29 protein-coding genes are annotated in these 25238 nt (G+C 31.9%); 3 read left to right on the top strand and 26 right to left on the bottom strand.

Features of this window, described 5'->3' with window-relative positions; all coding sequences use genetic code 11:
- Window positions 1–10: 10 nt before the first annotated feature.
- From T335_RS0115700 to T335_RS0115680, 5 genes are all read right to left on the bottom strand, one after another.
- Window positions 11–970, bottom strand: coding sequence for a type II secretion system F family protein (locus T335_RS0115700; protein ID WP_026478380.1), 960 nt, complete (start codon window positions 968–970; stop codon window positions 11–13).
- The gene (locus T335_RS0115695) at window positions 971–2401 is read right to left on the bottom strand and encodes a CpaF family protein (RefSeq protein ID WP_026478379.1); all 1431 of its coding nucleotides are present in this window, start codon (window positions 2399–2401) and stop codon (window positions 971–973) included.
- Window positions 2394–3236: an AAA family ATPase gene (locus T335_RS0115690; RefSeq protein WP_026478378.1), complete on the bottom strand. Its 843-nt coding sequence runs from the start codon at window positions 3234–3236 to the stop codon at window positions 2394–2396. Before T335_RS0115690 ends, T335_RS0115695 begins: the two co-directional genes overlap by 8 nt.
- On the bottom strand, window positions 3236–4147 hold the full coding sequence (gene cpaB / locus T335_RS0115685) for a Flp pilus assembly protein CpaB (RefSeq protein WP_026478377.1): 912 nt from the start codon (window positions 4145–4147) through the stop codon (window positions 3236–3238). Before cpaB ends, T335_RS0115690 begins: the two co-directional genes overlap by 1 nt.
- 246 nt (window positions 4148–4393) lie before the next feature.
- Window positions 4394–4684 carry a hypothetical protein gene (locus T335_RS0115680; RefSeq protein ID WP_026478376.1) on the bottom strand — a complete coding sequence of 97 codons (291 nt, stop codon included), beginning with the start codon at window positions 4682–4684 and terminating at the stop codon, window positions 4394–4396.
- A 578-nt stretch (window positions 4685–5262) separates the two neighbouring features.
- On the opposite strand from T335_RS0115680, the gene T335_RS0115675 reads away from it, so the two are divergent.
- Window positions 5263–6228, top strand: a complete 966-nt coding sequence (locus T335_RS0115675) for a calcium/sodium antiporter (protein WP_026478375.1) — start codon at window positions 5263–5265, stop codon at window positions 6226–6228.
- Window positions 6229–6393: 165 nt separating this feature from the next.
- Here the strand turns inward: T335_RS0115675 and T335_RS0115670 are convergent, their stop codons facing one another.
- The 9 genes from T335_RS0115670 to T335_RS0115620 form a co-directional block, all read right to left on the bottom strand.
- Window positions 6394–6969 (bottom strand): GNAT family N-acetyltransferase, encoded by a 576-nt coding sequence (locus T335_RS0115670; RefSeq protein WP_026478374.1) that lies wholly within the window; start codon window positions 6967–6969, stop codon window positions 6394–6396.
- A gap of 114 nt (window positions 6970–7083) precedes the next feature.
- On the bottom strand, window positions 7084–7623 hold the full coding sequence (locus tag T335_RS0115665) for an AAA family ATPase (protein ID WP_026478373.1): 540 nt from the start codon (window positions 7621–7623) through the stop codon (window positions 7084–7086).
- A gap of 301 nt (window positions 7624–7924) precedes the next feature.
- Window positions 7925–8173, bottom strand: a complete 249-nt coding sequence (locus T335_RS0115655; RefSeq protein ID WP_026478372.1) for a hypothetical protein — start codon at window positions 8171–8173, stop codon at window positions 7925–7927.
- A 154-nt stretch (window positions 8174–8327) separates the two neighbouring features.
- Window positions 8328–9602, bottom strand: a complete 1275-nt coding sequence (locus T335_RS0115650) for a DUF401 family protein (protein WP_026478371.1) — start codon at window positions 9600–9602, stop codon at window positions 8328–8330.
- A 77-nt stretch (window positions 9603–9679) separates the two neighbouring features.
- The gene (gene lepB, locus T335_RS21010) at window positions 9680–10225 is read right to left on the bottom strand and encodes a signal peptidase I (RefSeq protein WP_026478370.1); all 546 of its coding nucleotides are present in this window, start codon (window positions 10223–10225) and stop codon (window positions 9680–9682) included.
- A 435-nt stretch (window positions 10226–10660) separates the two neighbouring features.
- A complete protein-coding gene (locus T335_RS0115635; RefSeq protein ID WP_026478369.1) occupies window positions 10661–11410 on the bottom strand; it encodes a DUF6904 family protein in 750 nt (249 codons plus the stop codon).
- Between the two features lie 148 nt (window positions 11411–11558).
- The gene (locus T335_RS0115630) at window positions 11559–12053 is read right to left on the bottom strand and encodes a GNAT family N-acetyltransferase (protein ID WP_026478368.1); all 495 of its coding nucleotides are present in this window, start codon (window positions 12051–12053) and stop codon (window positions 11559–11561) included.
- Between the two features lie 193 nt (window positions 12054–12246).
- On the bottom strand, window positions 12247–12816 hold the full coding sequence (locus T335_RS0115625; RefSeq protein ID WP_026478367.1) for a bifunctional transcriptional activator/DNA repair enzyme AdaA: 570 nt from the start codon (window positions 12814–12816) through the stop codon (window positions 12247–12249).
- Window positions 12817–12830: 14 nt separating this feature from the next.
- Window positions 12831–13484, bottom strand: a complete 654-nt coding sequence (locus T335_RS0115620; RefSeq protein ID WP_026478366.1) for a (Fe-S)-binding protein — start codon at window positions 13482–13484, stop codon at window positions 12831–12833.
- Window positions 13485–13665: 181 nt separating this feature from the next.
- Between T335_RS0115620 and T335_RS0115615 the strand changes: the two genes are divergently transcribed.
- Window positions 13666–14187, top strand: coding sequence for a DUF6512 family protein (locus T335_RS0115615; RefSeq protein ID WP_026478365.1), 522 nt, complete (start codon window positions 13666–13668; stop codon window positions 14185–14187).
- A 10-nt stretch (window positions 14188–14197) separates the two neighbouring features.
- Here T335_RS0115615 and T335_RS0115610 read toward each other — a convergent pair whose 3' ends face one another.
- The 4 genes from T335_RS0115610 to T335_RS0115595 form a co-directional block, all read right to left on the bottom strand.
- Window positions 14198–15358, bottom strand: coding sequence for an ArsA family ATPase (locus T335_RS0115610; RefSeq protein ID WP_026478364.1), 1161 nt, complete (start codon window positions 15356–15358; stop codon window positions 14198–14200).
- 15 nt (window positions 15359–15373) lie between these two features.
- Complete coding sequence (locus T335_RS0115605; protein ID WP_026478363.1) at window positions 15374–15616, bottom strand: hypothetical protein; 243 nt, start codon at window positions 15614–15616, stop codon at window positions 15374–15376.
- A 14-nt stretch (window positions 15617–15630) separates the two neighbouring features.
- Complete coding sequence (locus T335_RS0115600) at window positions 15631–16797, bottom strand: ArsA family ATPase (protein ID WP_026478362.1); 1167 nt, start codon at window positions 16795–16797, stop codon at window positions 15631–15633.
- A gap of 84 nt (window positions 16798–16881) precedes the next feature.
- A complete protein-coding gene (locus tag T335_RS0115595; protein ID WP_026478361.1) occupies window positions 16882–17382 on the bottom strand; it encodes a MarR family transcriptional regulator in 501 nt (166 codons plus the stop codon).
- Between the two features lie 313 nt (window positions 17383–17695).
- Between T335_RS0115595 and T335_RS0115590 the strand changes: the two genes are divergently transcribed.
- Entirely contained in the window at window positions 17696–17977 is a 282-nt protein-coding gene (locus T335_RS0115590) for a hypothetical protein (protein WP_026478360.1), read from the top strand.
- Window positions 17978–18011: 34 nt separating this feature from the next.
- Here the strand turns inward: T335_RS0115590 and T335_RS21005 are convergent, their stop codons facing one another.
- The 8 genes from T335_RS21005 to T335_RS0115550 form a co-directional block, all read right to left on the bottom strand.
- Window positions 18012–18848 (bottom strand): M55 family metallopeptidase, encoded by an 837-nt coding sequence (locus T335_RS21005; RefSeq protein ID WP_051569351.1) that lies wholly within the window; start codon window positions 18846–18848, stop codon window positions 18012–18014.
- A 13-nt stretch (window positions 18849–18861) separates the two neighbouring features.
- Window positions 18862–19212, bottom strand: coding sequence for a nuclear transport factor 2 family protein (locus T335_RS0115580; RefSeq protein ID WP_026478359.1), 351 nt, complete (start codon window positions 19210–19212; stop codon window positions 18862–18864).
- Window positions 19213–19418: 206 nt separating this feature from the next.
- Entirely contained in the window at window positions 19419–19940 is a 522-nt protein-coding gene (locus T335_RS0115575) for a hypothetical protein (protein ID WP_026478358.1), read from the bottom strand.
- A 221-nt stretch (window positions 19941–20161) separates the two neighbouring features.
- Entirely contained in the window at window positions 20162–20875 is a 714-nt protein-coding gene (deoD, locus tag T335_RS0115570) for a purine-nucleoside phosphorylase (protein ID WP_207640684.1), read from the bottom strand.
- Between the two features lie 317 nt (window positions 20876–21192).
- On the bottom strand, window positions 21193–21630 hold the full coding sequence (locus T335_RS0115565; RefSeq protein ID WP_026478356.1) for a hypothetical protein: 438 nt from the start codon (window positions 21628–21630) through the stop codon (window positions 21193–21195).
- Window positions 21617–21832, bottom strand: a complete 216-nt coding sequence (locus tag T335_RS0115560; RefSeq protein ID WP_026478355.1) for a helix-turn-helix transcriptional regulator — start codon at window positions 21830–21832, stop codon at window positions 21617–21619. Before T335_RS0115560 ends, T335_RS0115565 begins: the two co-directional genes overlap by 14 nt.
- A gap of 273 nt (window positions 21833–22105) precedes the next feature.
- The gene (locus T335_RS0115555) at window positions 22106–23428 is read right to left on the bottom strand and encodes a helix-turn-helix domain-containing protein (RefSeq protein WP_026478354.1); all 1323 of its coding nucleotides are present in this window, start codon (window positions 23426–23428) and stop codon (window positions 22106–22108) included.
- A gap of 751 nt (window positions 23429–24179) precedes the next feature.
- The gene (locus tag T335_RS0115550; protein WP_026478353.1) at window positions 24180–25196 is read right to left on the bottom strand and encodes a phosphotransferase; all 1017 of its coding nucleotides are present in this window, start codon (window positions 25194–25196) and stop codon (window positions 24180–24182) included.
- Window positions 25197–25238 lie beyond the last annotated feature (42 nt).

Below are 25238 nucleotides of genomic sequence, written 5' to 3'. Positions count from 1 at the left end.
TCCCCTCCCTCTAATCAATTTCTATCTTGATTGGCTTATTATCCATGTATTGTTTATAGCTAACAATAATCAAACCAATAGCTATTATACCTAAGGAGATCTTACCTCTTACATCATAAACTAATAAGTTATAGTAATCTCTATAACCGAATCTTAGAAGCATCAAATTGATGGGCATAAAAACTATTGTTGCAATAAATTCTCGGTTATATTTTTTCCTAATAAGGTCAAATTTTGATTGTTCTTGTTGTACATCTCGCATATCTTCTGGTATTGATACCATTGTAAATTTTAGGTTCTGCCCCTGTTCTTCTGCTTGTATCGCTAGCTTTATAAACTCATTAAAATAATAGTTTTCTATTTTATCCCCTAAATTTTTCAATGCTGTAACTGTATCTTTATTTAATACTTGTACTTCATTAATACATGATGTAAAGTGACGATTTAATGGAGCTGGAATTTGCTCTAACTTTTTTTCGATGGCTATAATAATGTCAGTTTCATGTAAATATTGAGCAATTATAATTCCCATGACTGTCGGTAGCAGTTCATCTATTAACGCAAATTTTGATTTTGCTTTGTTATGAATAAAAACGAAGGGTAATAAGCTAGTGAGTCCACCTAATATAACCATTAATATTGGATTCCTTAGAAATAATCCTATAAAAACCCCAATGCTACTAAATAATAAACTGTAGGTGATAAATTGTGAAATAGACAAATCAACTTCCGAAAGCTCAATTGCCATTGTTACCCTCTTTAAAACACGCTCTTTTAGACCTGGCTTAGAGTTAAGAATTTCCCGTCTTCTTTGCTCTTTAAGAATATCACTATAGTTTTTTATTCGTTTATCTCTAACATCTACTTTTACAAATAATCCCACAATATCAAAATTAAAAATTAATTTGCTTATTGTTACTAATAGGATCAGCATTGATAAAGTAATCATTAGACGATAGAACAGTGGCATTTAATCAACTCCTTTAATCTGTTCTGGGGCTCTTTTATAAAATTTAACTGCTAACCTTTCATCGATGCCCTCTTCAATTAATCTTTCATACAAATTCTTACTAATCGGTGAATTAAACAGATGCTTACCAACGATCTTTTTTCTTACGTATTTCTTACCAGTTAGTGGATGAGTTTCTTCAACTTCAGTTGTACCAGTTACCTTAAACTTAAATATCTCACGGTACACTAACTTATTGTCTTCATATCCTTCAAGCTCCGAAATACTAATTATTTTCCTACTACCATCCTTTAACTTCTTTTGAAAAATACAAATAGGAAAAGCCATGATGATCATATCCAAAATCATATCCTGTGTAAGGGTTGTATTACCCATCATAAACATTTGGAGTACCCTGTTAGGTGCATCCTTTGGTCCGTTTGCATGGAAACTGTTATATACCTGATGACCTGTATTGGCTGCAGAAATAACTGTTTGAGCTTCAGCTCCTCTCATCTCGCCTAGCACCATTGTTTCAGGTGATTGTCTTAGAGAATGTTTTAGGAGATCTGATAGGGTTACAACACCTTCTTTTGTTTCCCACATAAGGACACTATTGATTGGATTCTTCTCTTCATCAAATTTTAATAGATTCAACTCAGCTGTATCTTCCATACTAATGATTCTTTTATCATTAGATAATCTAGACAAAATCGTTTGTAGCGTTGCAGTCTTACCACTATTAGTAGGACCGATTACCTCTACACTTAAATCTGCGTCTCCCAGCATATCAGTAAACTCAAACATTTCTTCTGTAGCAGACCCAAATTCTATTAATTTTGTTGAAGTAAAAACTTCATTTTTTTGCTTTCTTATTGTTAAATTAATTCCTGTTAGACAAATAGGCTCCATGATAGCAGCTACCCGTTGCCCATTTTTAAGCCTTGCATCGACAATTGGTTCTGAAGGAGAAATGTTTTTTCCTACCGTCCTAACGATTTTTTTAGCGATAGAAATCGCCTGTTTTAAAGAAGAGAATTTTTTATCAGTTCTATATTCCTTTCCCTTTATGACAATTCTAATATCATTTACACTATTGACCCTTATTTCTTCAATTTCCTCGTTATCAATATCTTCTGTAATAGGTCCAAAATCTAGAATATCATCAGTTATAATAGCAATGGTCTCTTGTAAGCCGTTTACTCCGTCCACTTTAATTCCTTTATCTTGAATAAATTTAGCAATATATGCCCTGATTTTGTTTCTAGAGTTTAAATCATTTAAAGTATTTTGAAATACATCAGGGTAAGTTGTCGTTAAATAATCCCTTACTTCATCTACAGCGTTTTCTAAAGCCCGAGCACTTGTTTCAGAGGTAATGGCAGCCTGTAATTGCCTTTGTACATTAGCTTCATACTTATCTTTTTGTATATTAGGTCGATTACTACTCATTAGTTTTCACCTCTTTTACTACTTTCTTATTACCTATAAGTTTTCCGATTTTAAATAAACTTTTACTCTCACTTCTGGCTTTGTCCCCATTGCTAGTAAGTAAACCATACAACTTTTGAATTCCTTGAATGATTTTTCTATCCTTAAAACTTCCGCCAGTTTCAAATACTGTTTTCCCTTCATTCATATCTTTGACTATTTGCTTATAAAAAGGGATGGTAACACTAACAGGTAACCCACACATTTCTTCAACTTCTTGACCTGACAATAAACCCATATCCTTATTTATTACAACAATAAGGTTATTTAATGGAATATTAACCTCTTTTAAAAATTTAATATAACTTTTAAGGGCTACTATCGTATTGTAATCATTGTCAATTACGACTACAATTTTGTCAGCGTATTTCCACGATTCATAACTAGTTAATTCTAAATAGGATGTTGGTAAATCTAATAAAAGTATATTAAATTTTGATTTAGCTATCTCTAATAATTTTATTATCTGATGATCAGTTACCTCAAAAAGATCATCTACATCATTATTTACGTTTAATCCGGTACAAAATAGATCTTTGTCTTTCTCATTGTTATGAAAATTAGTTATTACGTCACTCTCCCTTTCAGTATAGAGGGCTTCCTTTAAACTCTTTTCCCTTGGTAACCTTATATTTAGAGCAGCTGCAGTCGAAGGAGCTTGCCTATTAAAATCAATCACTCCAGTCAACAATCCTTTAGTAGAAGCCCATTTAGCTAAGTGAGAAGTAATAAAGGTTTTTCCTATACCGCCTTTAGGTGACCAAATAGCATATACTTTTTTATCAATCGTACCCATTAGTTAATGCCAAACCCCCTTCTATTAGTGTTAGAGTTGGTATTACCATTGGACTCAGTATTAGAATTGTTATTGTTATTTAGCTGATTGTTTGATTCCTGCTGTGTCTTTGCTTCTGTACTAGCCTCGTTAGTAACAGTTTGGGAGTTTTCTTCTACAGTTTCTGGATTGGTTGTTATTAAATTCTCTTCTTGAATCCCACTACTATCAACAATTTTACTTTCTTGGTTGTTGGAATTTAGAATTCTTGGTCTTAATGATAAATGAATTACTCCATCATTCATATATTTTACTAACAATGATTGCTGTCTTTCAGTTGCTTTTACTGTTACAACAGCTGGAACAACATTATCATTAGAAGCTGAGCCTTCAACCTCTGTTAAATTATTTCCTCGGTTATTGGTAATGTTGATAATTTCTAGATTTTCAAGTTCGGGTAACATCAGAACTCTACTATCAGCACCACTATTCTCTGGTTTAATATAAATGATAGCCCTCACGAAATCTCCTTGTTCTGCGATCCCTGCCACTGCTCTAGTTAAGTTGGTATCAAAAGATATGGCATCATACTCTGGATTTTCATATAAGAATGCATTAATAGGAACTTTATCATCCTGAAAATAGGCATGAAGAGCATTAACTCCTTTAGGAAGTGCTGTGGTGGTATATTTTCCTACTATTTCGCTCATATCAAGTACAACATCCCTTGATAAACCATAACTACCTACCTCAACTAACTCCAGATCACTTGATCTTACTTCTTGGTTTTCACCTAAATTATTTTTTACCCTTACTACAATGGTTGTCTCTCTTGTCTGTTGATTATCTTTTGGGACTATATAGAATCCAAAGGTAATAGCAACGATTAGACAGATAACAATTATTAAAAAATCTTTAAACCTCTTCTTCAATAGATTAACTCCTTTCATATAATTATTTAATATAATTATTTAATATCACCTTAATATAGCTATTAAATTTTCTAATGATATTTATCATTTCCTTAAAAAAGCTCTGTTTGATCCTTTCATATCCTCTTTATGGTTTACCCTCTTTTAACAAATATTGCTAAAGCTATAGTATTATTAAATCAATCACCTGTTTTTTTTGTCAACATTATTTTGACAAAAAAATAAATAAAATACCCTACACCATCATTAATATCTTATAATCTTACCCTCAATTTTTTCTGCATTGGTTAAAATAAGGTTTAAGTACTGTATTATCTCTTCCTTTGTTTTTATGTATGCTGTCTTCTTTTCGTTAACGTCTCCTATTATAAAATGGGTAGTTACAGGAGATTCTTCATCTTTTATAATACAATTAAGTGTTATTCTACAACCTTGAAAAATATCATCATTGTTGTTATATTCCCCACTAGTAATTATGTTTTCCTTAATTTGCTTTCCTCTAATAATCGGCATAATATCAATAATATTCAAATCCACCCTATTGCCTCCCTATTCTAATTTAAATTTATCTTTAAAGATTATCTTACTTTGCTTACTGAAAGTATTGTTTAAAAAATACTTATTATTACCATGTATCTTTCCGTCTGCCAAGTTTTAGTCTAATTGTATTTTAACAATCAACCCAAATCTTAGACAATGGTATATTTAAAATAATTGGAGAAATTTAAAATATAATCTAGATCTAATAATCGAAAATGTTGCCTATAGTAAATTCATAGCTCAACTCCATTTTCTTGTATGTTCTTACTAATTACCAAATATTAGTTTTCGTTATATGCTTATACCGTTTATTCTGCATTGTATTATATTTTGTTTTGCTTTGCAGTATATTACTGTTGTAATTATTATTAGACTGTGGTATATTTATCCTATAATAATTAAAGGGGAGTAGCTTGGAAGTTATTTGGTCAACAATCGGCAATATGCCTGGCCTATAACCCCATTGGGAAGCAAGACCTTTAATATCAATCTATAATTTTTAAATTATAGATTGATATTAAAGGTCTTTTTCTTTTTCTCTCCTTTTTAAAAAAATAGTATAGGGGGACTATTAAATGGAAAACTTTATGACATTTTTCTTATTTATTATTGGAATCTTCATGGTGATGAAAGGTGGAGATTGGTTTGTAGAATCAGCTGTTTGGGTGGGGAAAATTACTGGTATTCCCAATGTAATAATTGGGGCAACGATTGTCAGTACTGCTACTACCTTACCTGAATTATTAGTTTCGATTGAAGCAAGCCGACAACAATTTTACGATGTTGCAATTGGAAATGCCATTGGTTCGATTATTTGTAACTTAGGATTAATATTAGGAATTATGGCTATTATATCTCCTCCGCAAAAAATTAAAAAAGACTTCTTTAAGAAAACTATTTTTATGATTTTTTCTCTTATCCTATTACTCTTCTTTTTTACAGATCTCAGTATCTCAAAGATAGAAGGTGCAATACTATTAATGGGGTATATCATCTATATCCTGTTAATTGTTAGGGAAACTTTTAAAGAATATAAAAAAGATGTTCCTCCTTCTTCAAACAAGGGAATTACATCTAAAAAATTTATCACTAGAAATCTATCTCGTTTTGTAATTGGAGCAATTTTCATCATCATAGGTGCTAGACTATTGGTAGATCATGGTGTTGGTATTGCAAATCTATTAGGTGTGCCTCAACGAATTATCAGCTTAACATTATTAGCAGTTGGAACTTCTTTACCCGAACTTGTCACGGGAATTACAGCTATAATAAAAAAAGAATATGGCCTATCCATAGGAAATATACTAGGTGCTAACACCTTAAATGCGCTTTTAGTAATTGGCTTATCCAGTCAAGTTAGTTTTGGTAGTATATTTACACTTCCTCAGACCTTATTCTTTGACTTACCTGTTGCTTTATTGTTATCCACTATTCTTTTTGCTGGAGGTGTTTTCTTTAAAAAGATTAATCGTACAATAGGTATTATATTACTTCTTATTTATGGATGTTACATATTTACGATGACTACATTTTTAATTTAATAGATAGGTGTATTAATTTACAATTTTATTTTAATCGAGGAAATTGCATAATTGATATTAGAATTATATTAATTCAAAATAATAAAAACTTCGTATTATGCAATCTCCTCAATCAACAAACTTTCACACTTCATCGGGGATTTATTTAGAAATCCATTTTTTCAATTAATAGGGCTTTTTATATAGTGCATTAAACTCTTTTGCAAATAATCCATAATGTATTTCATCCCAATAGCGGCCTTGATGAAATGTAGTACCACGAATCACTCCTTCTTTTACACAGCCTAACTTTTGTAGCATTGTTTCTGAGGCAACATTACCCTCAATAACAAAGGATTGGTATTTATTTAATCTCCTTTCATTGAAGGCATAGTTAAGAAGAATTTTCATTGCAGCTGTTCCATACCCCTTTCCTCTATGATCACGACTAATTTGCATGCCAATTCCAAAAGTACCGTTTCGCTCATCGATACCTACTAACCCCAAAGAACCAACCTTTAATCCCTCTAATGTCTCTATCGTAAAATTATGCCGCCCTTCTTTTTTACTATTTTCAATAAAATTACCCCATACTTCCTTTGCTCCCTCCTCTGTTAATGGTAACTCAATTAAGCTATCTAAAAGAAACCGGGCAGGACTATCAAAATAATTTACATAGAATTCGTCCCAATCTTCATGGGTTGAAGGCCTTAACCTTACTAATTCATTCTGCCAGTAATAAGTATCATAGTTGATTTTCATCTATTAATTCCTCCTAATAATTTGTCTTTATTGCATATAAATAACTGTATTAATACCCATTACTATTCGTTTGCTATTCATGATTACCTCCTTGTTGTTTCCCTGGGTCAGAATTTATTCCATCAATGACTCTACCTTTAGAATCTTTTCTGATAACGCTATATCTTCTTCAATTTTTAAAACTTGACAGTTTAATTTCTCTAACCATTCATAATGAAGTTTTCTACTTCTTATGTCTATATCCCCAGAGTCATATTTTGATGCCCAATCCATAAATGTCAAATGGTCTTGATACAACTTACCGTCCTTATCAATTTCAGATCCATATCGATTTCTTTCTCTTTCTAATAACCTCTCCATCCGTATTTCCTTTGGAATACATAAAAAAACAACTAAATCAAAATATGGAATAAAGCCATCACCCCAACCACATAATGAACCCGAAAGAACCCATTTTTCTACATTTTTTAAACAGCTTTCCATTCTTTTAATTCTCTCATCTACATCAGTCTTTTCTTGAAAAGGAGGGTCTGTCTTTACCCAGAAGAAATCATCGGTATCATAGTGTTTATAACCTAATTTATTACTAAGCGCTTTAGCCAGTGTGGTAGTTCCCGAACCTGATGCTCCTAAAATATGTATTCTATTAATCACATAATACCCCCTTCAAACTTTTCTTCTATTCTGTCAACATCCTTAACTTTTACTAAATATATTCTCGTTATCTTACTTATAACCTGCTAGAATTTAACATTTTTTCATCCTATCCAATACAGTATTCTTTTAGAAAACATATTCCGCCTATCAAACTTCTGACTATTGAAGTTCCAACCTTAACAAAGCCTACTGTTTCCGTGTCTATCAATTTCCCTCCTATTTAAATAAGGTAGTGTCAAGTTTGACACTACCTTAACTTACGACATTTCCTTCTAGATTTTCTCCTAATGGTGCTCCTTCAAAAAAATCTTCTCTGTTTCCATTTTTGGGGATATGCCCTTAAGGAGTCATAATCATATGCCCAGTTCTTCATGGTTAAGGAAATTGGTACAAATTCTTCATTATACTTTTCTTCTAGATAGGCCAACATTCTTTCTTTGATCCCTTCTGGGGTATAACTCATTTTCTTGTTCTTCAAACATCCACTTAAACCTATCACAATAAGTATCGTTAAACCTATTAATATAGCTCTTTTGGTAAATATCATTCCTTCAACACCCTTCGACTTGACTTATTAATAGATATATATTCCCTTAAACAGGTTATTTCCTGTCAGAATATAACATTTCATTCTTAGCCGCAGAAAACCCACCGTATTCACAGTGGGTTTTTGTTGACAAATCTTTATTAGAGATTTATAGCTAAAATCTTAAAAATGTCATGATTTCCTTTGTATATAAAATGTTTACCATATAAATAACCACCATAGATAGAAATGTTAATGGAATGAGATACATATAGTTACGATATAGCTTTTTTAAGCCTACCCCAAAATACTCTAGGGTTAGCACTTGGCATAGGTGCAGGGGAGAAATATAGTAAAACAAAAATGAAGTAGTAAAGATAAACATTCCGTAAAGAAGGCTCATTTCATAGGTTGGCGCCAGGGGTAAAATAATAGGAAAGAGGATTGCAATCCCTGGTTGGGGTGATGCTAAGGAGAGACAAATAATCCCGCTGGCAATAAAAATTAAAAGTTCTAAAGGCATGCCACGATCTAATAAACTACCTACAAAAACATAAATTTCATCCAGATCTGTAACGATGTTTCGATAGAACATAATCCCTAGTATAGCAATCACTAAAGGCAATTTAATTCCTTTATAGATTGTTTTTAATGGATTCTCTCCGATGTCATATTTTCTATCCTTTTTCTTATCTAAGGTGTTAATAGCTATGGTAACTCCGATACCCATTAGAAGAGAAATATAAAAGGGTATAGGCAAAATTAAAGCTCCAACTAAGCTAATTAAAATAGGCAGCGCATAGAGGCCAAATTCCATTAATGCCCCAATATATGCTCCCTTGTCAATCTCTTTTATCTCAGGTTCTTTATAGTTTCTAACAAAGAAAAAATACCCTAATACATACATGATAATACTTACAGGTAGGTGCATTTTAATAAGGTCCCATTGACCAAATCCACCTAACTCTGTTGCTAAAATCATAGCTGGTGATAGGGGAAAAATTAGATAAAGACCATGACGGAAAAGAAGGTTAATAGCAGCTTTATCGTCCTTTGTAATAGATAAGCGATCCCCTAATCTTCCCACTACTGGACAAGACATTAAAGCCCCACCATAAACAATTAAAGTCCCCATTATTGATGGAGCTAATAAAATCGTAAATTTTGCACTTCTTAATACAGTCTCTAAAGCTGTAATCATTCTATCTAATATTAAATATTTATCCATTAAATGAGCTAGAATTGAGATTAAAGCTACTGTTAGAGCCAACGTAATTGTAGATTCATTTAACATAGTGCCCAAAAATACCCTAGAAATATACTGAATACTTCTACCATTTAAGAGGGCTAAGAGGGCAGCTGCAATTAACATAGAATAACCCATATTTACTTTCTTATTTACTAAAAACAAAATAACTGTCAGTGAAAGTGCTAAAGAAAATACTACCATTAGATCATCCCTTTTATGTAATTTTACTTCCTATATATTTATATCATATTAGGATAATAAATTAAATAGCATCCTTCCTAGTCCCTCGAATTTTGTTTGATTCTTATAGCAACCTGAATCATTTTATCCTTTGAAACAGGTCCAAAATCTCTTGAATCAAAACTTGTTATTCTATTGTCACCTATTAGAAAATACTCATCACTCTTAAGTATCCAAGTCCCATTCTTTACTTCTAAAAGGCCCTGATCTATAAATTCCTTTGCCCAATCCTCATAATAAGCATATGAATCTTCTAACTCTTCATTATTGATATAAATATCGATCCCTTTTATCGTAATTTCTTCTCCAGGTAAAGCAATAACACGCTTAACATAATGGTTATGATCATCAATTTTTATCGAGACAATATCACCTCTTTTTATTTTCTTATACTTTGTACTAATATATAGAATCTCATCACCTTCGTTTAGGGTTGGAGCCATAGAATCACCATAGATGGTTTTTCTCATTAGACCGATATCCATCATAATTGATGCCCCTTGGAAAAAAAGAATAACCACTACAATTGTTAAAATTAGCCCATACTCTAGCTTTGTAAATCTTTTTTCATTTAAAACATTCATAAAATCCTCCTTTAGTAAAATCTAATAAAAGCCAAGGTTGCTCCAATTATAAAGGCACCTCCTCCATATACTAAAGATGCCTTAATCAAATCAATTATTGAATAATCCCTCATTATTTCATTTCATCCCCTTTTTTCTCTTCTATAATAACTTAATTATAATATTACTAAACTACTAAGAACTGAATATATATAAGTTTATTTTCTTCTTGGCGTCTTTGGCTAAAAAAAATAAGTAATAAATGATATAAACATCCCATTTGGTAATTATAATAGAGTTAAGTATTCGATTCTCGATTACAAATTCCTCCATTAATTATACACATTACCATCCTAAATGATATCTAATGATTTAACAATTAAGTAAATTAAAAACGTGCTATACTCTTTAATAGCACGTTTTAGTTAAAATATATTTACGCTAATTAGTTTTTACTTACCACTCAAAATCTTCAGGGTATTCCATATTAATCTGGATATGCTCTACAGGGCAATCATGTTCTCTAGCCACATTTTTAAGGTCATCTACCATAGCTTCATATTCTTTTCCCTGTTCAGCTATTCTTCTAGCCATAATCGAGATATTTTTTAATCTTATTTCTTTCTCCATATGTATGAATTTTAAATTTAGAAAGTCTATATAATGGGGCAAATAACCTTTAAATTCGTGTTGTTTTGAAGTTATGTATCCCAACATTCGCTTATAAGTTACTTCGGGAATTGTATCTTTAATACAATTATTGATGACCGATTGGAATAATCTAACTTGGGCAATAGAATCATCCCAAATGTTTTTTCTATCAGTTAAAATATCAAAATAATCTTTTGTATTCCTTTTAGCATGAAGTATGATAAAGTCGTTTAATACAATGAGTATAAACAAAATTTCAGGCCAAAATACCCTAATCTTAAGATATAGATTTTTATCTGGAGCAATAAACCCCTTTACCTTCAATATTTCAGAGTTAATTCCATTTTCTACAAATTCATATTCATAGTCTCCTTGTATAGCATGGCGAATATCATAACATAACCCTAGTATTCTTATCCTTGAAAGATTGTAATAGGGGTATTGTTCTTCATCTCCAATAATCGTATGAAGGGCTTCATACAATTTCTCAAAATCAAGTAAATCTCCAAGTATCTCTACGCCTAAATTATTGGGTGTATTCTTAACCTTTAACATATAACGCCTCCATAAAAACAAAATAAACTGGTTCGTTAATCCTATCTAAAAATAGTATTGGTAAATTAACGATTTTTAATTAATTTTTATGGAGTAATCCCTATATATCCTTCTGCCCCCTATATATCCCCTTCTCTAGTATTAAGTTCTATAATACTTTTCGATAATAAAACTTATTGTCTTCATCCATATCCTTTGATTTAACAAATCCAACACTTCTCCAAAAGATCTCATTACCATCATTTGTAGGGGTTAATTCAATAAATTTTCCCCCTTCATGGGCTATTAACTTTTCTGCCTTTAAATAAACACTTTTTCCAATACCAACGCCCCTATAGACTGAGCTTATATAGTACTCCATTAATAAGCACTTTCCACCTTCATCTAAGTAGGTGACATACATTAAGAAACCAACTATAACTTCTTCAACACATACAAATAATATTCTTAATGGGTTATTTTCTCTAGTTCTTAATTTTTCAATTGCATCTCTGTATTCAGGAGAATAAAAGTAATCTAAATCAAATTCGTCCCCTAAAGTTGCATTAATTGATAATTCATCAATGTATGTATTAAATATACTCCAAAATAGCTCTACATCCGTTTTATCCTTCACAATTGTTAATATAAAATTATTTTTCATAGCCCCTCCATTAATTCAATTTATTAATATTAAAATAGTCCAAACTGAAATCAATTAGCATACCATATAATTACATATAGTTACATTTCGTTATATCAATTACATATTCCTCTAAAATTTAATTAATTTTCCCACAAAAAAACTCATCGTATCTAAACAATGAGTTTCCAATATTATCTGCAACCAGATTTGGCTAAAACTTTCTATTACTTCTTTGATATTCTTTTGGAGTACACCCCTTTAATTCTTTAAAACACTTATAAAAATTAGATAGACTTTTAAAGCCTGTCATATAGGCCACCTCAAGAATATTTTTATTATGTTGCATTAAGATTTCTAAAGATTTCTCTACCCTTATTTCTTTCACAACCTGAATTATTGTTTTGCCAGTATTCATTTTGAATAGCTTTCCTAAGTGATTTCCACTAACTCCAAGTTGTCGAGAAATTGCTTCAAGTCTAATTTCATTTGTATATTCTTTATTTAAAATATCAATTGCTTTCTTTATTAGATCAAGCTCAAGCTGGAATATAATTTGATCTGGTTGACACCTTTTACAAGGCCTAAACCCCGCCTTTAATGCTTCTTTAGAAGTATTAAAAAACAAAACATTATCACGCAAAGGTGTTTTTGCTCTACAAGAGGGCCGACAGAATATTCCTGTAGTTTTAACCCCATAAAAAAACTTACCATCATAAGCTTTTTTAGATTCCTTAACAGCTTCCCACTTTTCCTGATTTGAAAGTCTAACAAAGCTATTCATAATCTAGCTCCTTTTTAATGAGCATTAATGAATTCTTCTAATTCATTATGCCACTCATTAGGTTCAAAGGTACCAATACTTGTTTCTTCATTAAATAATAAATCCATGATATGGCGTGGTGTTTTATTACCGATATGCATTGACTTGATACAAGATACACAATAAACAACCACTTCATCACAGGGCATCTCATCAGCCCTCTTTTTCATTTGGGCTTTAACCGCCTCAACTGGTAAAATACCATAAAAGCTATCACCACAGCATTTTGCTTTATCTTTTGTATTTTTAGGTTCTATTACCTTTATGTTCATTTTTTCTAAAAGGACTCTAATAGATGTATATACCCTCTCTTCAGTACGGGTTGGGCAAGCATCATGCAGGGTCATTTCCATTCCCTTATAGTTAGGAAAGGGAATGGTACTACTTTTGGCAAGAATTTCCCACAAAGATATAGTTGAAATTCCTTCATAAAGACTTCTATATCTTTTATCACAGCCAGAACAAGTATTAATAATTTGAGTACCTTCTTGAAGTTTTGGCTCATGTTGACAACAAATTAAATGTTCCTCTATTTCTCCTAATTCCTGGTTTAAAAAAGCTAGCATTCTTTCAGCAAGCTTTGGCTTGTAAATCATGATAGCACACCCTGGTGCATAAACTTGTCTCATATGATCCCCTCCACATTCATTTTATCACATCTCTATTTTAAAGAAAATTGATGATTAAATCTTCCTGTATTTCACTGACTAATTCTGCTGTTCTTTAATGGAGGTGCAAAATTATTAATTTGTAATAAATTATTTCTTACAGGAAAATATAATATAAAAACTTAGAAAGTGAAGTGATCACATGTTAGACAATCTATTTAAATGGGAAGTAGCTGGGGTTGTTGTCATTTTTATATTAAGCTTTTTGTTACATGAAGCCTATGACCTCTCTGGCAACAACCCTATTGTAGCCCTTTTTGCCCCAATTAATGAAAGTATCTGGGAACATATGAAAATGGCAGCCTTTGCAGTTTTTTTCTTTAGTATTATTGAGTATCTTTTCATTAGACATTCAATCAATAATTTTTTTCTTGCAAAAGGTCTTCTAATTTTTATCATTCCTATTATGGTTGCATTGCTTAATATAGCATATATGGCCGTCTTAGGAAAACATATGGTACTAATTGATATTACGGGTTTATTTATTTGGATTACTTTAGGTCAATTAATGAGCTATAAATTATTAAGCAATAACCACCATTTTACCCATTTAAACAATATATTTTTAGTAGGTGCATCCCTTATGCTGATGGTATATATCATTTTTACCTATATACCACCTAATTTAGGTATTTTTAAAGAACATAGTAACGAAACTTTATAGATGATCTTTTTTAAGCAAAATATATATTTAGTTTTCCATCATGGTATTTTGCTTGGGTAATTTCTTTAGACTGAAGCTTTGTTGGTAATATGAAGCTTCTTCTTTCATTTTTAATAGATAGTGTGATTTCATCACCTTTTTGAGACAACTTTAATTGACTCTTATCTACAAAAGGCATTTTTATTGATAGACTATAACCTTCTGTTGACTTTTCAATAGTAAAAATTTTATCCTGAAATAAGACTTTTTCTGGACTGCTGTTTCCATACAGTTTGTTTCCAACCTTTTTCAATATTTCTACCTTTCTTAATTCATCTCTCATTAATTCTAATTTAAAAATTGGAATTCCTTTAAAACTATTCTCTAGGTCTTCTATACTTTCTTTTTGAATTTTAGCCCAGCCTTCAAAATATCCCTTTAATGAATCCTTAGAGAAAATTTTATTAATGATAATTCCGTCAACATTATAATCGAATAAATGGAAATAGGAAAAACTCCTTTTAGCTTCTTTCATCACTATTTTCTCTGTTGTCGTTACGATCCGAATACTCACTATTTCCTGATCTAGCATAAGCTGGTGGAGCTCATGAATTTTCTCGTAGATCCTTTCAATATCATTAAAGGCTTCATCATTTGGCATTGGAATTTTCATGGTAGCTTCAATTAGTGGCCTTGTAAACTTAGCTCCCTTCTTCTTAATGGGATAAATTTTTTCCATCCACCACTTAAATAAGTCTGGAAACTTTAATAAGGACATTGTTTCTCCTGTAGGGGCACAATCTACAATTAAGACATCATATTGTCCTTCATCATAGATTTCTTTAATTTTAATTAGTGCCAAGAGTTCTTCAAAGCCTGGAAAGACTAATAATTCTTCACTTTCAATGGTTTTTTCTGACTTTACAGTCATAAGCTTTTCAATATATTTTTTTAAGTTACCCCAAGCCTTTTCGTTTTCTACTATAGAATCAATTTCCATTGCATAAAGATTAGTGTCTATTTTTAAAGGGTTATTTGAAAGCTTTTTATCAAAAGAATCCCCTAAGCTGTGGGCTTGATCTGTACTAATCACCAACACCCGCTTCCCTTCACTGGCAATTTTACAAGCAGTTGAAGCCGCAATACTTGTCTTTCCTACTCCACCTTTTCCTGTATATAATATAATTCTCATATGATCCCCTCCCATCTAATTTGAAAAATCTATATCAACTTTCTTTACTTTCTTTTTAATATCCTTTTCTGATTTCTTTTCAGTTTCTTGCATCCCATCCTCCATCAACATTTCTAAAGCGATATCCTTTACTAACGTGAAAGCCTCTTTTTCTAACCCCTCTAATCGCTCCTTAAGCTCTACAGGTAGTATATCTTTCAAGGCTTCATACTTATATTTTTCTGCCTTTATCATCTTTTTAATAAACGCTTTATTCATGGGAAACCCCTCCCTTACTCAAAGTAGATCTTTAAAATACCATCATTTAATTTAGCAGAGGCTATAGCATATTTCTTTATAACACTTGGTATGGGAATATTTCTCTTAAAATTGCCTATTTTTACAATGATTTCTGTCTCCGATTCAAAAAGATCAAAATCTTTTTTATCTACGAAGGGGAGATATACATCTAACCGATATCCTTTTTCTGTCTTCTCGAAGATTTCATTAATAGTTGATTTTAATACTTTATAGATGTTTTCGTCCTGTAAAGAGTCCCTTGCAACCCGTTCTAACCCCTGCATACCGTTTATATCGGTTTCGTACCATTTAATTTTATAGATAGGTATGTTAGAGAAGACTGCATTGAGCTCTTCAAGGTAATTTTTTTGGATTACCTTCCATTGGTCAAAGAAGCTATTTTCTAACTCCTCTGGAATAATTCGATTAATGTATAGGGCATCTACATTAAAATTGTATAAATTTAAATACATATAGCTTCTTTTACTTTCTTCTACCACCATTTTTTCAGGGATCGTAACCAACCTGATGCTACAAACCTCTCTATTTTTTAAAAGTTCTTGCAGCTGCCCCAGCTTTATATAAAGTCTTTCGATATCATTCATAGCCTCTTCATTAGGCATTTCTAGTTTTAGGGTTAGTTTGGTAACTGGTCTTAACACCTTTAAAGCCACTCGACCAAGGGGAAATAACTTTTCCATATACCATGAAAAAAGTTCTGGAAACTTTAATAAAGAAAGGGTTTCACCTGTAGGAGCACAATCTACTATAATTAGATCGAAAATATTCTGTTCGTACAATTCTTTAATTCTTAATAGTGAAAAGAGCTCTTCTATTCCTGGAAAAACAACAATATCGTCCATCACTTCTGCATCAGTTTCACTACCATAGGGAAGCATCTTCTTAAAAGATTCTGCAATATTGCCATAGTGCCTACTCATTTCAAAATTTGAGTCAATTTCTAATGCCCATAAATTTTGATAAATCTCTACTGGTTCTTCCTTTATTTCCTTCATAAATAAATCACTTAAGTTGTGGGCCGCATCGGTACTCACAATTAAAGTCCTTTTACCTTCCTTTGATGCTTTGACAGCGTGGGCTGCTGCCACGCTAGTTTTCCCTACTCCACCTTTTCCTGTAAAAACAATTATTCTTCCCATGATATCCCTCCTATATTTCTTTATAAGAATAGTTCTTTTGTCGAAGTATTATTTCTAAAAAATAGCTTAGTCCTGTCATCTAAGCTACTCTATTAAAATTCTTTTTACCCTCTTAGTTGTTTTTTCGTCTTCTTTTGCCGGGTGTCTACCTTCTTTTAGAACATTTAAGACTTTATAATATATATTGAAGGCTGCAATTTTTTCTTCATCAGTTAAAACTCGATAGACTTCTTTAATATAATGGCCAATAATCTCTTTTTCATGATCTATAAATTCTTTAGCCTTTTTGGTTAAGACAATATTTACCACCCGCCTGTCGGCTTCATCTCTTTTTCTTTCCACCATCTGTTTTTTCTCTAGCCTTCCAACAACTCCAGTTGTTGTGTTTAAAGGGGCGTTGATATAATCTGAGATTTCTGTCATGTTGGCATTTTCTCTTCTATAAAGGAAAAACATTACTAACACTTCATTTTTCGAGTAATCTAAAAATGCACTACTCCATTGATCGGGGAAAAATAAGAACTTGATTTCATCGATATAATCAAAGATCATTGCTTCAAAATTTAATCCTTCATAAGAATTCATTTTAAATCTCCCTCAAAATAGTTCTTTTGTCGAAGTATATTTTCATTCTATACTAGAAGTAATTTTCTGTCAATATTATTTTGAAAATTTTTTACACCCTTCCCTCAATAATCCTCTCTCCTTGTCCTAATAATAGTCTTTGTAATCAATTCTTCAATCTCTGTTTCTTCTCTTTAATTAGCTTTTAATTGTTTTAATTCCTAACAATTCTTTCTTCAATAACACTAATCTTTAATCGACAAGTGCTTATTGACATGCTAAAATATAATGAATACCATTTCCATGTAGCAGATTACAAAAGGAGTTGAATTAATTGTTTGAAACTAACCTAAAACCCTTTCTAGAAGGGACGTGTACAATACAGCTTCACAGCGATACATCCCACGCCCCTATTTTTGGCTGTAGATTAAAAATAGAAGACGAAAAGTTACTAATTAGTCCTCAAGTTTTATTTGATGAGTTAGAAGATGAGTTACTTCTAATTAATTTGGAAATTTTAGAATCTAACGATCTTGAAAGCATAACACTTCATCATAAGAATCATCCAGTACTACGTTCAATTTTCATATTAAAAGAGAAAACTACTTCTCTTTAATTGCAAAATAGGTTAGCATCTATTCCAAACCCTTCTATGGCAATTGATCAACTAACCTAAATATGATTAATGCCTGTAACTTAAAGATGGTTTCTGCATCACCTGTATATTCAATCGTACGAGATTGAGGACGTTTTACTCCTGGGATTAACTCTGCTGTTTCTGCCATGTTAGAATCTTTAAAGTCAATTTCCATAGTTATTGGTTCTTTTAACTTTAAAGGCTTTATTATATCTTTTTTCATTAATCCCTTCTTGACACCCTCATAGATTTTCTCCCTTGCCTTTGTAGGATGAATTGAAAGGGCAGAAAATCTTGATGTTCCTTCTTTTACAACTATTGTCTCTATGTTTGGAATAAAGCTAGTCATTTCTTCTGCATAGGCTTTATCACCAATTGCTGCCACAACTGGAATATCATAATGACCAGCAATTACAGCATTTAAAACCCCTTCAGTATTCATAGTTTCCCCATTCATTCTGATATTATATATCTTCCTTCCGTTATAGGTATGATCAATAACTCCATTTTTGGTAACTCCCGCCCCAGCATGACCAAACATAATAACAGCATCAAAGCCTAGCTCGATCATTTGCATTTGAAGACTAGATCTCATAGCCCCACTGATTAACTTAGCTTCTGGGTGGAGATCTTCCAGTATAATATTCTCCATATCAGCATGTCCATCACAAACAATAACCTCTTCTGCTCCACAATCTAAACATGCTTTAATGGCTGCATTAACATCCTCAGCCAATCTTTTTCTAGCAATATTAAAATCTGGATTACTTCGTAATGTTTGAAGTTGACTCACAACCCCCTCCATACCTTCTATATCAACGGAAATATATACCTTCTTAATCGCTCCCATTTTATATCCCCCTTTATAATTTCCCCTTAGTAAACCTTACCATACTAATCAAACCATTTTCACCAACATCATAAATAGCGATGGCTTCAAATGTATCTTGTTGATTCTCATTCCATATAATTTCCTCATGATCGATTACTGTTCTATGTAGAACCATTCTGTTTTTTAAACGGCAGTGAAGATACTTATTTTCGAATCGTTTAGCATATCTAGGTTTCATTTCCTCCTTACCTCTAAAGAGAATGGTATCGGTATCTAAGTCAATTGCGACTATATCTTCATCATACCATTTCATGAAATCCTCTAAGTCACGGGCATTATAAGCATCCAGTTGCCCTTGGGCTGCTTTTTCAAATATGGTCATATGATTTGCTCCCTTCGTAAAATGATTAAAATTATAAAATCTAAAGCTTAGAAAATTATATTATATATTTCACGATTTAATTAAAAATTCCTGCAATTTATCTGATATTTATTTTGGGTTCCGAAGAATTATTATAATGCTATAAAGAAAACCATATCAAGTTTTCTTATCTTGATATGGCTCTAATTATGGTTTTGCATGTTTCGTTAATTTCTACTTGTAAACCCATTAAATTCGAAGACTGCCTTCTTTCTTAACCCTAAATAATTATAGTCAATAATTAGCTCACTAAAATTATCTTGGTAATTTTCACTTTTCTTTATTGCCTTTAATACTAAAGTAAACTTTTGATCATCCACCTTAAAGTTTTTTGCTTCTACATAATTAATGCCTTTCACCCTAACTAATTCTTCATAGGATTCTCCATATACCATTCCTGTATGACCTAAAGTATCTATTAATGCGTTAATCATAAGATGTTCATCCTTTTCACTAAATAATGTACCATCTTGCTTGCGAAAGCTAATGTCTCTTATTGTAGGTTTAAAAACACCAGACCACACCATTTCATATCCAAAATAGTAATTCTCATTAATAGCAAAAGCTTCTTCAATTAGGGCTGTACTTGATACCATTCTAAATTCCCCATTTGAAAATATTGCAAAATAAAACAAAAATAATATAACAGCAATACAGATACTAGAGATTTTAAATTTGTAATGTTTCATGATATAGCCCTCCTTTATAATCACAAACTATCATTACCCCACATTCCACTATCGTAGTATATGTTACACATTGGATAAGTTGCTCTAGGAATCTATTACTTGCTTTCTAATAAGAATTAGGTCATTACACTGGTTTTTAGAAAAAATAAAAGAGGTAGGCCTAAGCTCAACCTCTTTTATTCTCTATTTGTTTTTATAATCCCATTTATTAATGTGGCCCTTTATTCTGCCATTTCCAATGCAATCTTCATCATATTAGTAAAGGCATTTTGTCTTTCTTCTGAAGATGTTACTTCTTTTGTTGCTAAGTTATCGGATACTGTAAGTAAGCAGGCTGCATTCTTACCTAGCACCTTTGCATTATGGAATAGAGCAAATGCTTCCATTTCTACTGCTACACAACCATGCTTTTCATAAATTTCCTTATACTCGTCAAAATTTTCTCTATAAAATACATCAGATGAATGAATTCTTTCTATATGCATAGGAATTCCTAACTCTTTTGCATGCTTTACAAGGCTTTCATTCAATGCTTTAGTCCCTTCTATAACTTCGCTTTCATAACCACCTTGTACTTTAGCATAACTAGATTCACTCCATACATCCTTCGCCAAAATTACATCGTACAGCTTTACATCAGGAGTATAGCCTCCACAAGATCCTATTCTGATAATATTTTCTACATCATAAAACTTATAAAGCTCATAAGAATAGATTCCTATGCTAGGCATACCCATACCGCTTGCCATAACAGAAATCCTTCTTCCTTTATAAGTTCCAGTATATCCTAAAACATTTCGAACACTGTTAAACTGTTTTACATCTTCTAAAAATGTATCTGCTATAAATTTAGCCCGCAGAGGGTCCCCAGGCATTAAAACAGTTTTTGCAATATCTTCCTTATTTTTTGATTCAATATGTGCTGTTGGTATCATCTTTATTTCCTCCTTTATTTAGTACCAATCCTGTAATCAAATTTGATAAAAACCAGAATTTGGTTATAGTGTTTGTATACTTGTTGTAACTAGAATTGTATCTAATTTTAGCAATTTTTTCAAGGTTTATGTATTGAATAATTAAAATTGTTTTTTTTGTTCTTTACAATAATCAAAACCTGCTATCCTTCTCTTTTATAAGCCCTATAGCAGGTCTGTTAATCTTTTCTCTTATCTTGTATTAAATTAGTACTTTATCGAAACAGAAAGGGCAATGGAAATTTTACCATATGATAGATTGATCTATATAACATTTTCTACATTTCTTTATGATACTTGTTAAGGTAGTAAACCATAGAAAATATTACAAATAGATAGGTTGCTACCAGTAATAAAATAGCATAGGTTTTTATCCCCATTAGTGCAAAGACCAAAAGGATTCCTCCAAATAATACTAACATTAAATCATATGCCTTTGCCTTCGCTTTATAACTGATTACTAAATTCCGCTCATCCTTTTCTTCGATTTCAATTTTTTTGGCAGTATGGGGGTCTTTGTTCAATAGATGTTTCTTAATTCCACCACCAAGACTTCCTCCAAACAGTCCTGCACCTACTCCAATACAAACATAGGGTAGCGTAAGCATAATTCCGTGGGAAGCAGTTCTAAAAATTGCTAGCATAAGACCAACCAGCATCATTACAAAGCCTAACATTGCCAATAGAAAGTATCCTCTAACACTATTTTTCTTCATTACTTTCCTCCTCCTCATAAATAAATATTTCTTCAATCATCATCCCAAAATATCTGGCAATTTTGAAGGCTAGAATTATAGAAGGATTATATCTTCCATTTTCTAATGACCCTATCGTTTGTCTTGATACTTCTAAAGCAGTTGCCAGTTCTTCCTGCTTTATGCCCCGTTGCTTTCTTATTTCTTCTAAGCGATTTTTCACTTCTATCTTCCTTTCGTTATGGAAAGTGCACTTTACATTTTTATCATAACACGCCGAAAAGTTAATGTCAAGTTTACTTTCCATTTATTTGTTTATAATATAAAAAAAAACACCTCCTTCATTGAAAGAGATGGCTGTAGCTTTCTCCGACAAGTACGCACCTATACTAGGGCTAACGCAAAAAACCACACGATGTGCGGTTTTCATATATTTCGTTATTATATTGGTGGGGACGAGGTGTGATAAGTGTAATCCACACTTATATCATTATCTTTATAAGTTACAAAAGCATTTATCTCTATTTTCCCATATCCATAACAACATATTTCTATTAGTCATTGCAAGATTTTTGAACTTGTCATATTGACTTGCCCAAGCAATAAATATCATTTGAATTGAATAAATCACATAGGGGATGGCCTTTTTTTCCTCTTCTGTTAAGATGCATATCTTGTCGTAGCCTTTAATTATTCCGATTAATATATCTATCCATTTATCGAATCCCTTTTCAATCTTTTCACTTCCACATAAAATGCCAGTAGCACAATAGCATGGATCAAATATCCTTATATTTTTTTCACTTAGCTCGAAGTCAATAAAACCAGTTACTTCATTATTGCTATATATTATATTGGATGGATTAGGGTCCCGATGAATTACTTGCTGGGGTAATTTATGATAAAGCTTCCCCAATTCAAAGATACATTCTTCATAAAAATCATCTGGTAGCGGCACGCCCCACTGTTCCATATATTTCTTAGTCTCGGGTAAAGCCCACTCCACAACCCTTTGGTAGAGATTTTTTTCATTTACTTCATTAATATCCCCTTCTAGCTCAAGTACTTTATGGAGTTTTCCTATAGCTTCACCATAGGTATTTCCAATCTTTATTCTATCACTATGGTATATATCTTCATGGTTCAATTGTTCTCCCACAATACTATTTAATAGGACATAATACCGATCATCTACTAATAAAAAATCATCGCCCTCTTTTGTTTTAATAGGATATGATGCAATAAATCCTTGTTTTCTAAGAGCTCTAGCAACTGATATATGTGTACGCAATCCAGATATATTACTTCCTGTTTTAAAAATGTATTTTTTTCCGATCCCCCATGTATTGTTGGATTGTACACCACCCCCCACACCGTAGTTGATTATAGACTCCTCTTTAAATTCTATCTCCCAGTTGCATAAAATTTGTCTAATTTGTGTTTCAGTATACATGATATTAGCCTCCTCCTTTAAACTGATCAGCTTTGGTTTGCTAACAGTAGTTATTTTTAAATATTTTTGTGGAGAACAGCCATACTCTCGTTTAAAGGCTTTGTAAAACCCAGCATAAGTACCAAATCCATACTGTAGAGCAATATCTCCTATGTTTTTTCCTCTCTGGGCTTCATAAACGATATGTTTCAACCGTCTTTTAGTGATATAGGCAAAGACAGGCATCCCCACGTAGCTTTTAAATACATCATAAAAGTGATAAATGGAAAATCCCGAAAGCCTTGCTAATTCGTCTGCACTTATATCAGTTTTTAGATTCTCTTCAATATAATCTATATTTTTTTGTAAAATTTCTATTATTTCCATTGCCATTCCCCCATAGATTCCCTATGATCTATTCTTCCAAAATAATTATTTGATTCACTAGCTAGAGTATATTTCCAATAGATTTAATACCCTTTTTTTAAATAGCTCCTAGTAAATCCTCTATTTATAAATCCATTTTTTTCATAATACCGTTGTGGAATTAAGTCTCTTTTCCAATCCTCCTTATTAACATAAAAGAATAGGGTATTTCGTTTCCAAATTTATGCTAGAATTGAAATAGTTCATTACAATTGTTTGTATCTGCCTTGACTAACTTCATGATGTCCTCCCCTAAACCTCTATTATTTAGCACTATTAGATACTTCGCTAATAGTATACTACATAGACTAGCAAAAAACATTTCCTGTATTGGGAAATGTATAAAAAATGCAACTCTCTCACAACACAAAAAAAATAAGCTCTTGCGAGTGACAAAGCCTGTTATTTTAAATTACGTAAATCCATTAGGAAGCAATATTTGGTTGAACTCATGCCATAAAGGGACTATCAAAGCTCACTTTGCTCAAACAGGTGATAATCCTATTATTACATCTTTTCATTCTTTTCTTTTTAACCTGACTAATCATTTACTTAAGTTTTAAAAATCGGCTTTTTTCTATTTGTCTAAAAAACTAACCCCTTGGTCTTTTCTTATCACTCATTTCAAGATGAGCCATTTGGAACCGTCCCCATAACTTTAAGATACGCATATGATACTATCTTAAAATACTTTTAAACTTCATTAACTAAACTAAGCTTCTAACCTATCTAAAATTTCTTTTATTGTTTTCACTTCTTCTTTAATCCAAGTTTTAGCATAAGTACTATCCACTGGAGCAAGATAACATCCTGACATTGCACATAACCTATTTAATATAGTATAAAGCTTAATTGCTCTTTCATCTAAGGGGAGTTTATATTCTTGTACAAAAGCATTTCTTTCTTCTTCACTTATATTTAAAAATGGTGGATAAAGTAAATGGGCAACATCAGACATAACATCCCACCACATAAAATCAGCAAGAGCCGAAACCCCTTTAACTGTAAACCCTTTTTCGTCCTTATCCATATAAATACTCCAAGGAAATGGGCTTACATGTACCAAAGAACTCTGTCTTTGTTTTAAATATGAAAGATTTTTATCCCACACAGAACATATTCTCTCATAAAGATCAGTAGTTATCATATTATTTTCAAGTAAATACAGATTACTACCACTATATATTTCAGCATGTCTATAAAACTCTGCTGGATGAACTGGATATTTCTTTTTACTAGGGTCTCCATCCCAAACCCCAGACCAATCATTCTCAATGCTATGAATTCGAGAATATGCTTGTCCTAGAGACTTATATATTTGTTTACGCTCATCTTTTGAAGCCAAGTTATAGGCATCACCTAACCTCCCCCCCTTTTGGTATTCTGAAAGGACAAATAAAAACCCATACTCCTCTTGATTTGTTGAGTAGGATATTATGTTAGGTTGGGGTATTCCAGTTGATTTAATTAATTCAGTAGCTTTTACTTGGCTTAAGATTGTTGAAGCCTCTGTCCAGTCTGGATTGACTCCTGCTTTTAATAAGAGACTTCTTCCATCAGTTAGATGTATACGTTGGGATTGCATGACCCAAGAATGGGGTTCATCAATCTGTTTAATCTGGCAGTTTACCCCAGCATCTAATAAAATTTGCTTAATCATGGCATTCTTTATTTTTATTGTTTGTTGTCTCAGGATCATACCTTCTTCAATTAGATTCCTTGTAAACATAGTTATTCCCCCTAGATCTCCTTTAATTTAGATAATATATAT

The organism is Alkaliphilus transvaalensis ATCC 700919 (assembly GCF_000621485.1).
GTDB classification, from domain to species: domain Bacteria; phylum Bacillota; class Clostridia; order Peptostreptococcales; family Natronincolaceae; genus Alkaliphilus; species Alkaliphilus transvaalensis.
This window is presented reverse-complemented; position numbering and strand designations above follow the sequence as displayed.

Excerpts from the sequence above, each read along its gene's own strand:
- T335_RS0115700 (WP_026478380.1), bottom strand. The coding sequence starts at position 970 with ATGCCACTGTTCTATCGTCTAATGATTACTTTATCAATGCTGATCCTA.
- T335_RS0115695 (WP_026478379.1), bottom strand. The coding sequence starts at position 2,401 with ATGAGTAGTAATCGACCTAATATACAAAAAGATAAGTATGAAGCTAAT.
- T335_RS0115690 (WP_026478378.1), bottom strand. The coding sequence starts at position 3,236 with ATGGGTACGATTGATAAAAAAGTATATGCTATTTGGTCACCTAAAGGC.
- T335_RS0115675 (WP_026478375.1), top strand. The coding sequence starts at position 5,263 with ATGGAAAACTTTATGACATTTTTCTTATTTATTATTGGAATCTTCATG.
- T335_RS0115670 (WP_026478374.1), bottom strand. The coding sequence starts at position 6,969 with ATGAAAATCAACTATGATACTTATTACTGGCAGAATGAATTAGTAAGG.
- T335_RS0115655 (WP_026478372.1), bottom strand. The coding sequence starts at position 8,173 with ATGATATTTACCAAAAGAGCTATATTAATAGGTTTAACGATACTTATT.
- T335_RS0115650 (WP_026478371.1), bottom strand. The coding sequence starts at position 9,602 with ATGGTAGTATTTTCTTTAGCACTTTCACTGACAGTTATTTTGTTTTTA.
- lepB (WP_026478370.1), bottom strand. The coding sequence starts at position 10,225 with ATGAATGTTTTAAATGAAAAAAGATTTACAAAGCTAGAGTATGGGCTA.
- T335_RS0115635 (WP_026478369.1), bottom strand. The coding sequence starts at position 11,410 with ATGTTAAAGGTTAAGAATACACCCAATAATTTAGGCGTAGAGATACTT.
- T335_RS0115630 (WP_026478368.1), bottom strand. The coding sequence starts at position 12,053 with ATGAAAAATAATTTTATATTAACAATTGTGAAGGATAAAACGGATGTA.
- T335_RS0115625 (WP_026478367.1), bottom strand. The coding sequence starts at position 12,816 with ATGAATAGCTTTGTTAGACTTTCAAATCAGGAAAAGTGGGAAGCTGTT.
- T335_RS0115620 (WP_026478366.1), bottom strand. The coding sequence starts at position 13,484 with ATGAGACAAGTTTATGCACCAGGGTGTGCTATCATGATTTACAAGCCA.
- T335_RS0115615 (WP_026478365.1), top strand. The coding sequence starts at position 13,666 with ATGTTAGACAATCTATTTAAATGGGAAGTAGCTGGGGTTGTTGTCATT.
- T335_RS0115610 (WP_026478364.1), bottom strand. The coding sequence starts at position 15,358 with ATGAGAATTATATTATATACAGGAAAAGGTGGAGTAGGAAAGACAAGT.
- T335_RS0115605 (WP_026478363.1), bottom strand. The coding sequence starts at position 15,616 with ATGAATAAAGCGTTTATTAAAAAGATGATAAAGGCAGAAAAATATAAG.
- T335_RS0115600 (WP_026478362.1), bottom strand. The coding sequence starts at position 16,797 with ATGGGAAGAATAATTGTTTTTACAGGAAAAGGTGGAGTAGGGAAAACT.
- T335_RS0115595 (WP_026478361.1), bottom strand. The coding sequence starts at position 17,382 with ATGAATTCTTATGAAGGATTAAATTTTGAAGCAATGATCTTTGATTAT.
- T335_RS21005 (WP_051569351.1), bottom strand. The coding sequence starts at position 18,848 with ATGGGAGCGATTAAGAAGGTATATATTTCCGTTGATATAGAAGGTATG.
- T335_RS0115580 (WP_026478359.1), bottom strand. The coding sequence starts at position 19,212 with ATGACCATATTTGAAAAAGCAGCCCAAGGGCAACTGGATGCTTATAAT.
- T335_RS0115575 (WP_026478358.1), bottom strand. The coding sequence starts at position 19,940 with ATGAAACATTACAAATTTAAAATCTCTAGTATCTGTATTGCTGTTATA.
- deoD (WP_207640684.1), bottom strand. The coding sequence starts at position 20,875 with ATGATACCAACAGCACATATTGAATCAAAAAATAAGGAAGATATTGCA.
- T335_RS0115565 (WP_026478356.1), bottom strand. The coding sequence starts at position 21,630 with ATGAAGAAAAATAGTGTTAGAGGATACTTTCTATTGGCAATGTTAGGC.
- T335_RS0115555 (WP_026478354.1), bottom strand. The coding sequence starts at position 23,428 with ATGGAAATAATAGAAATTTTACAAAAAAATATAGATTATATTGAAGAG.
- T335_RS0115550 (WP_026478353.1), bottom strand. The coding sequence starts at position 25,196 with ATGTTTACAAGGAATCTAATTGAAGAAGGTATGATCCTGAGACAACAA.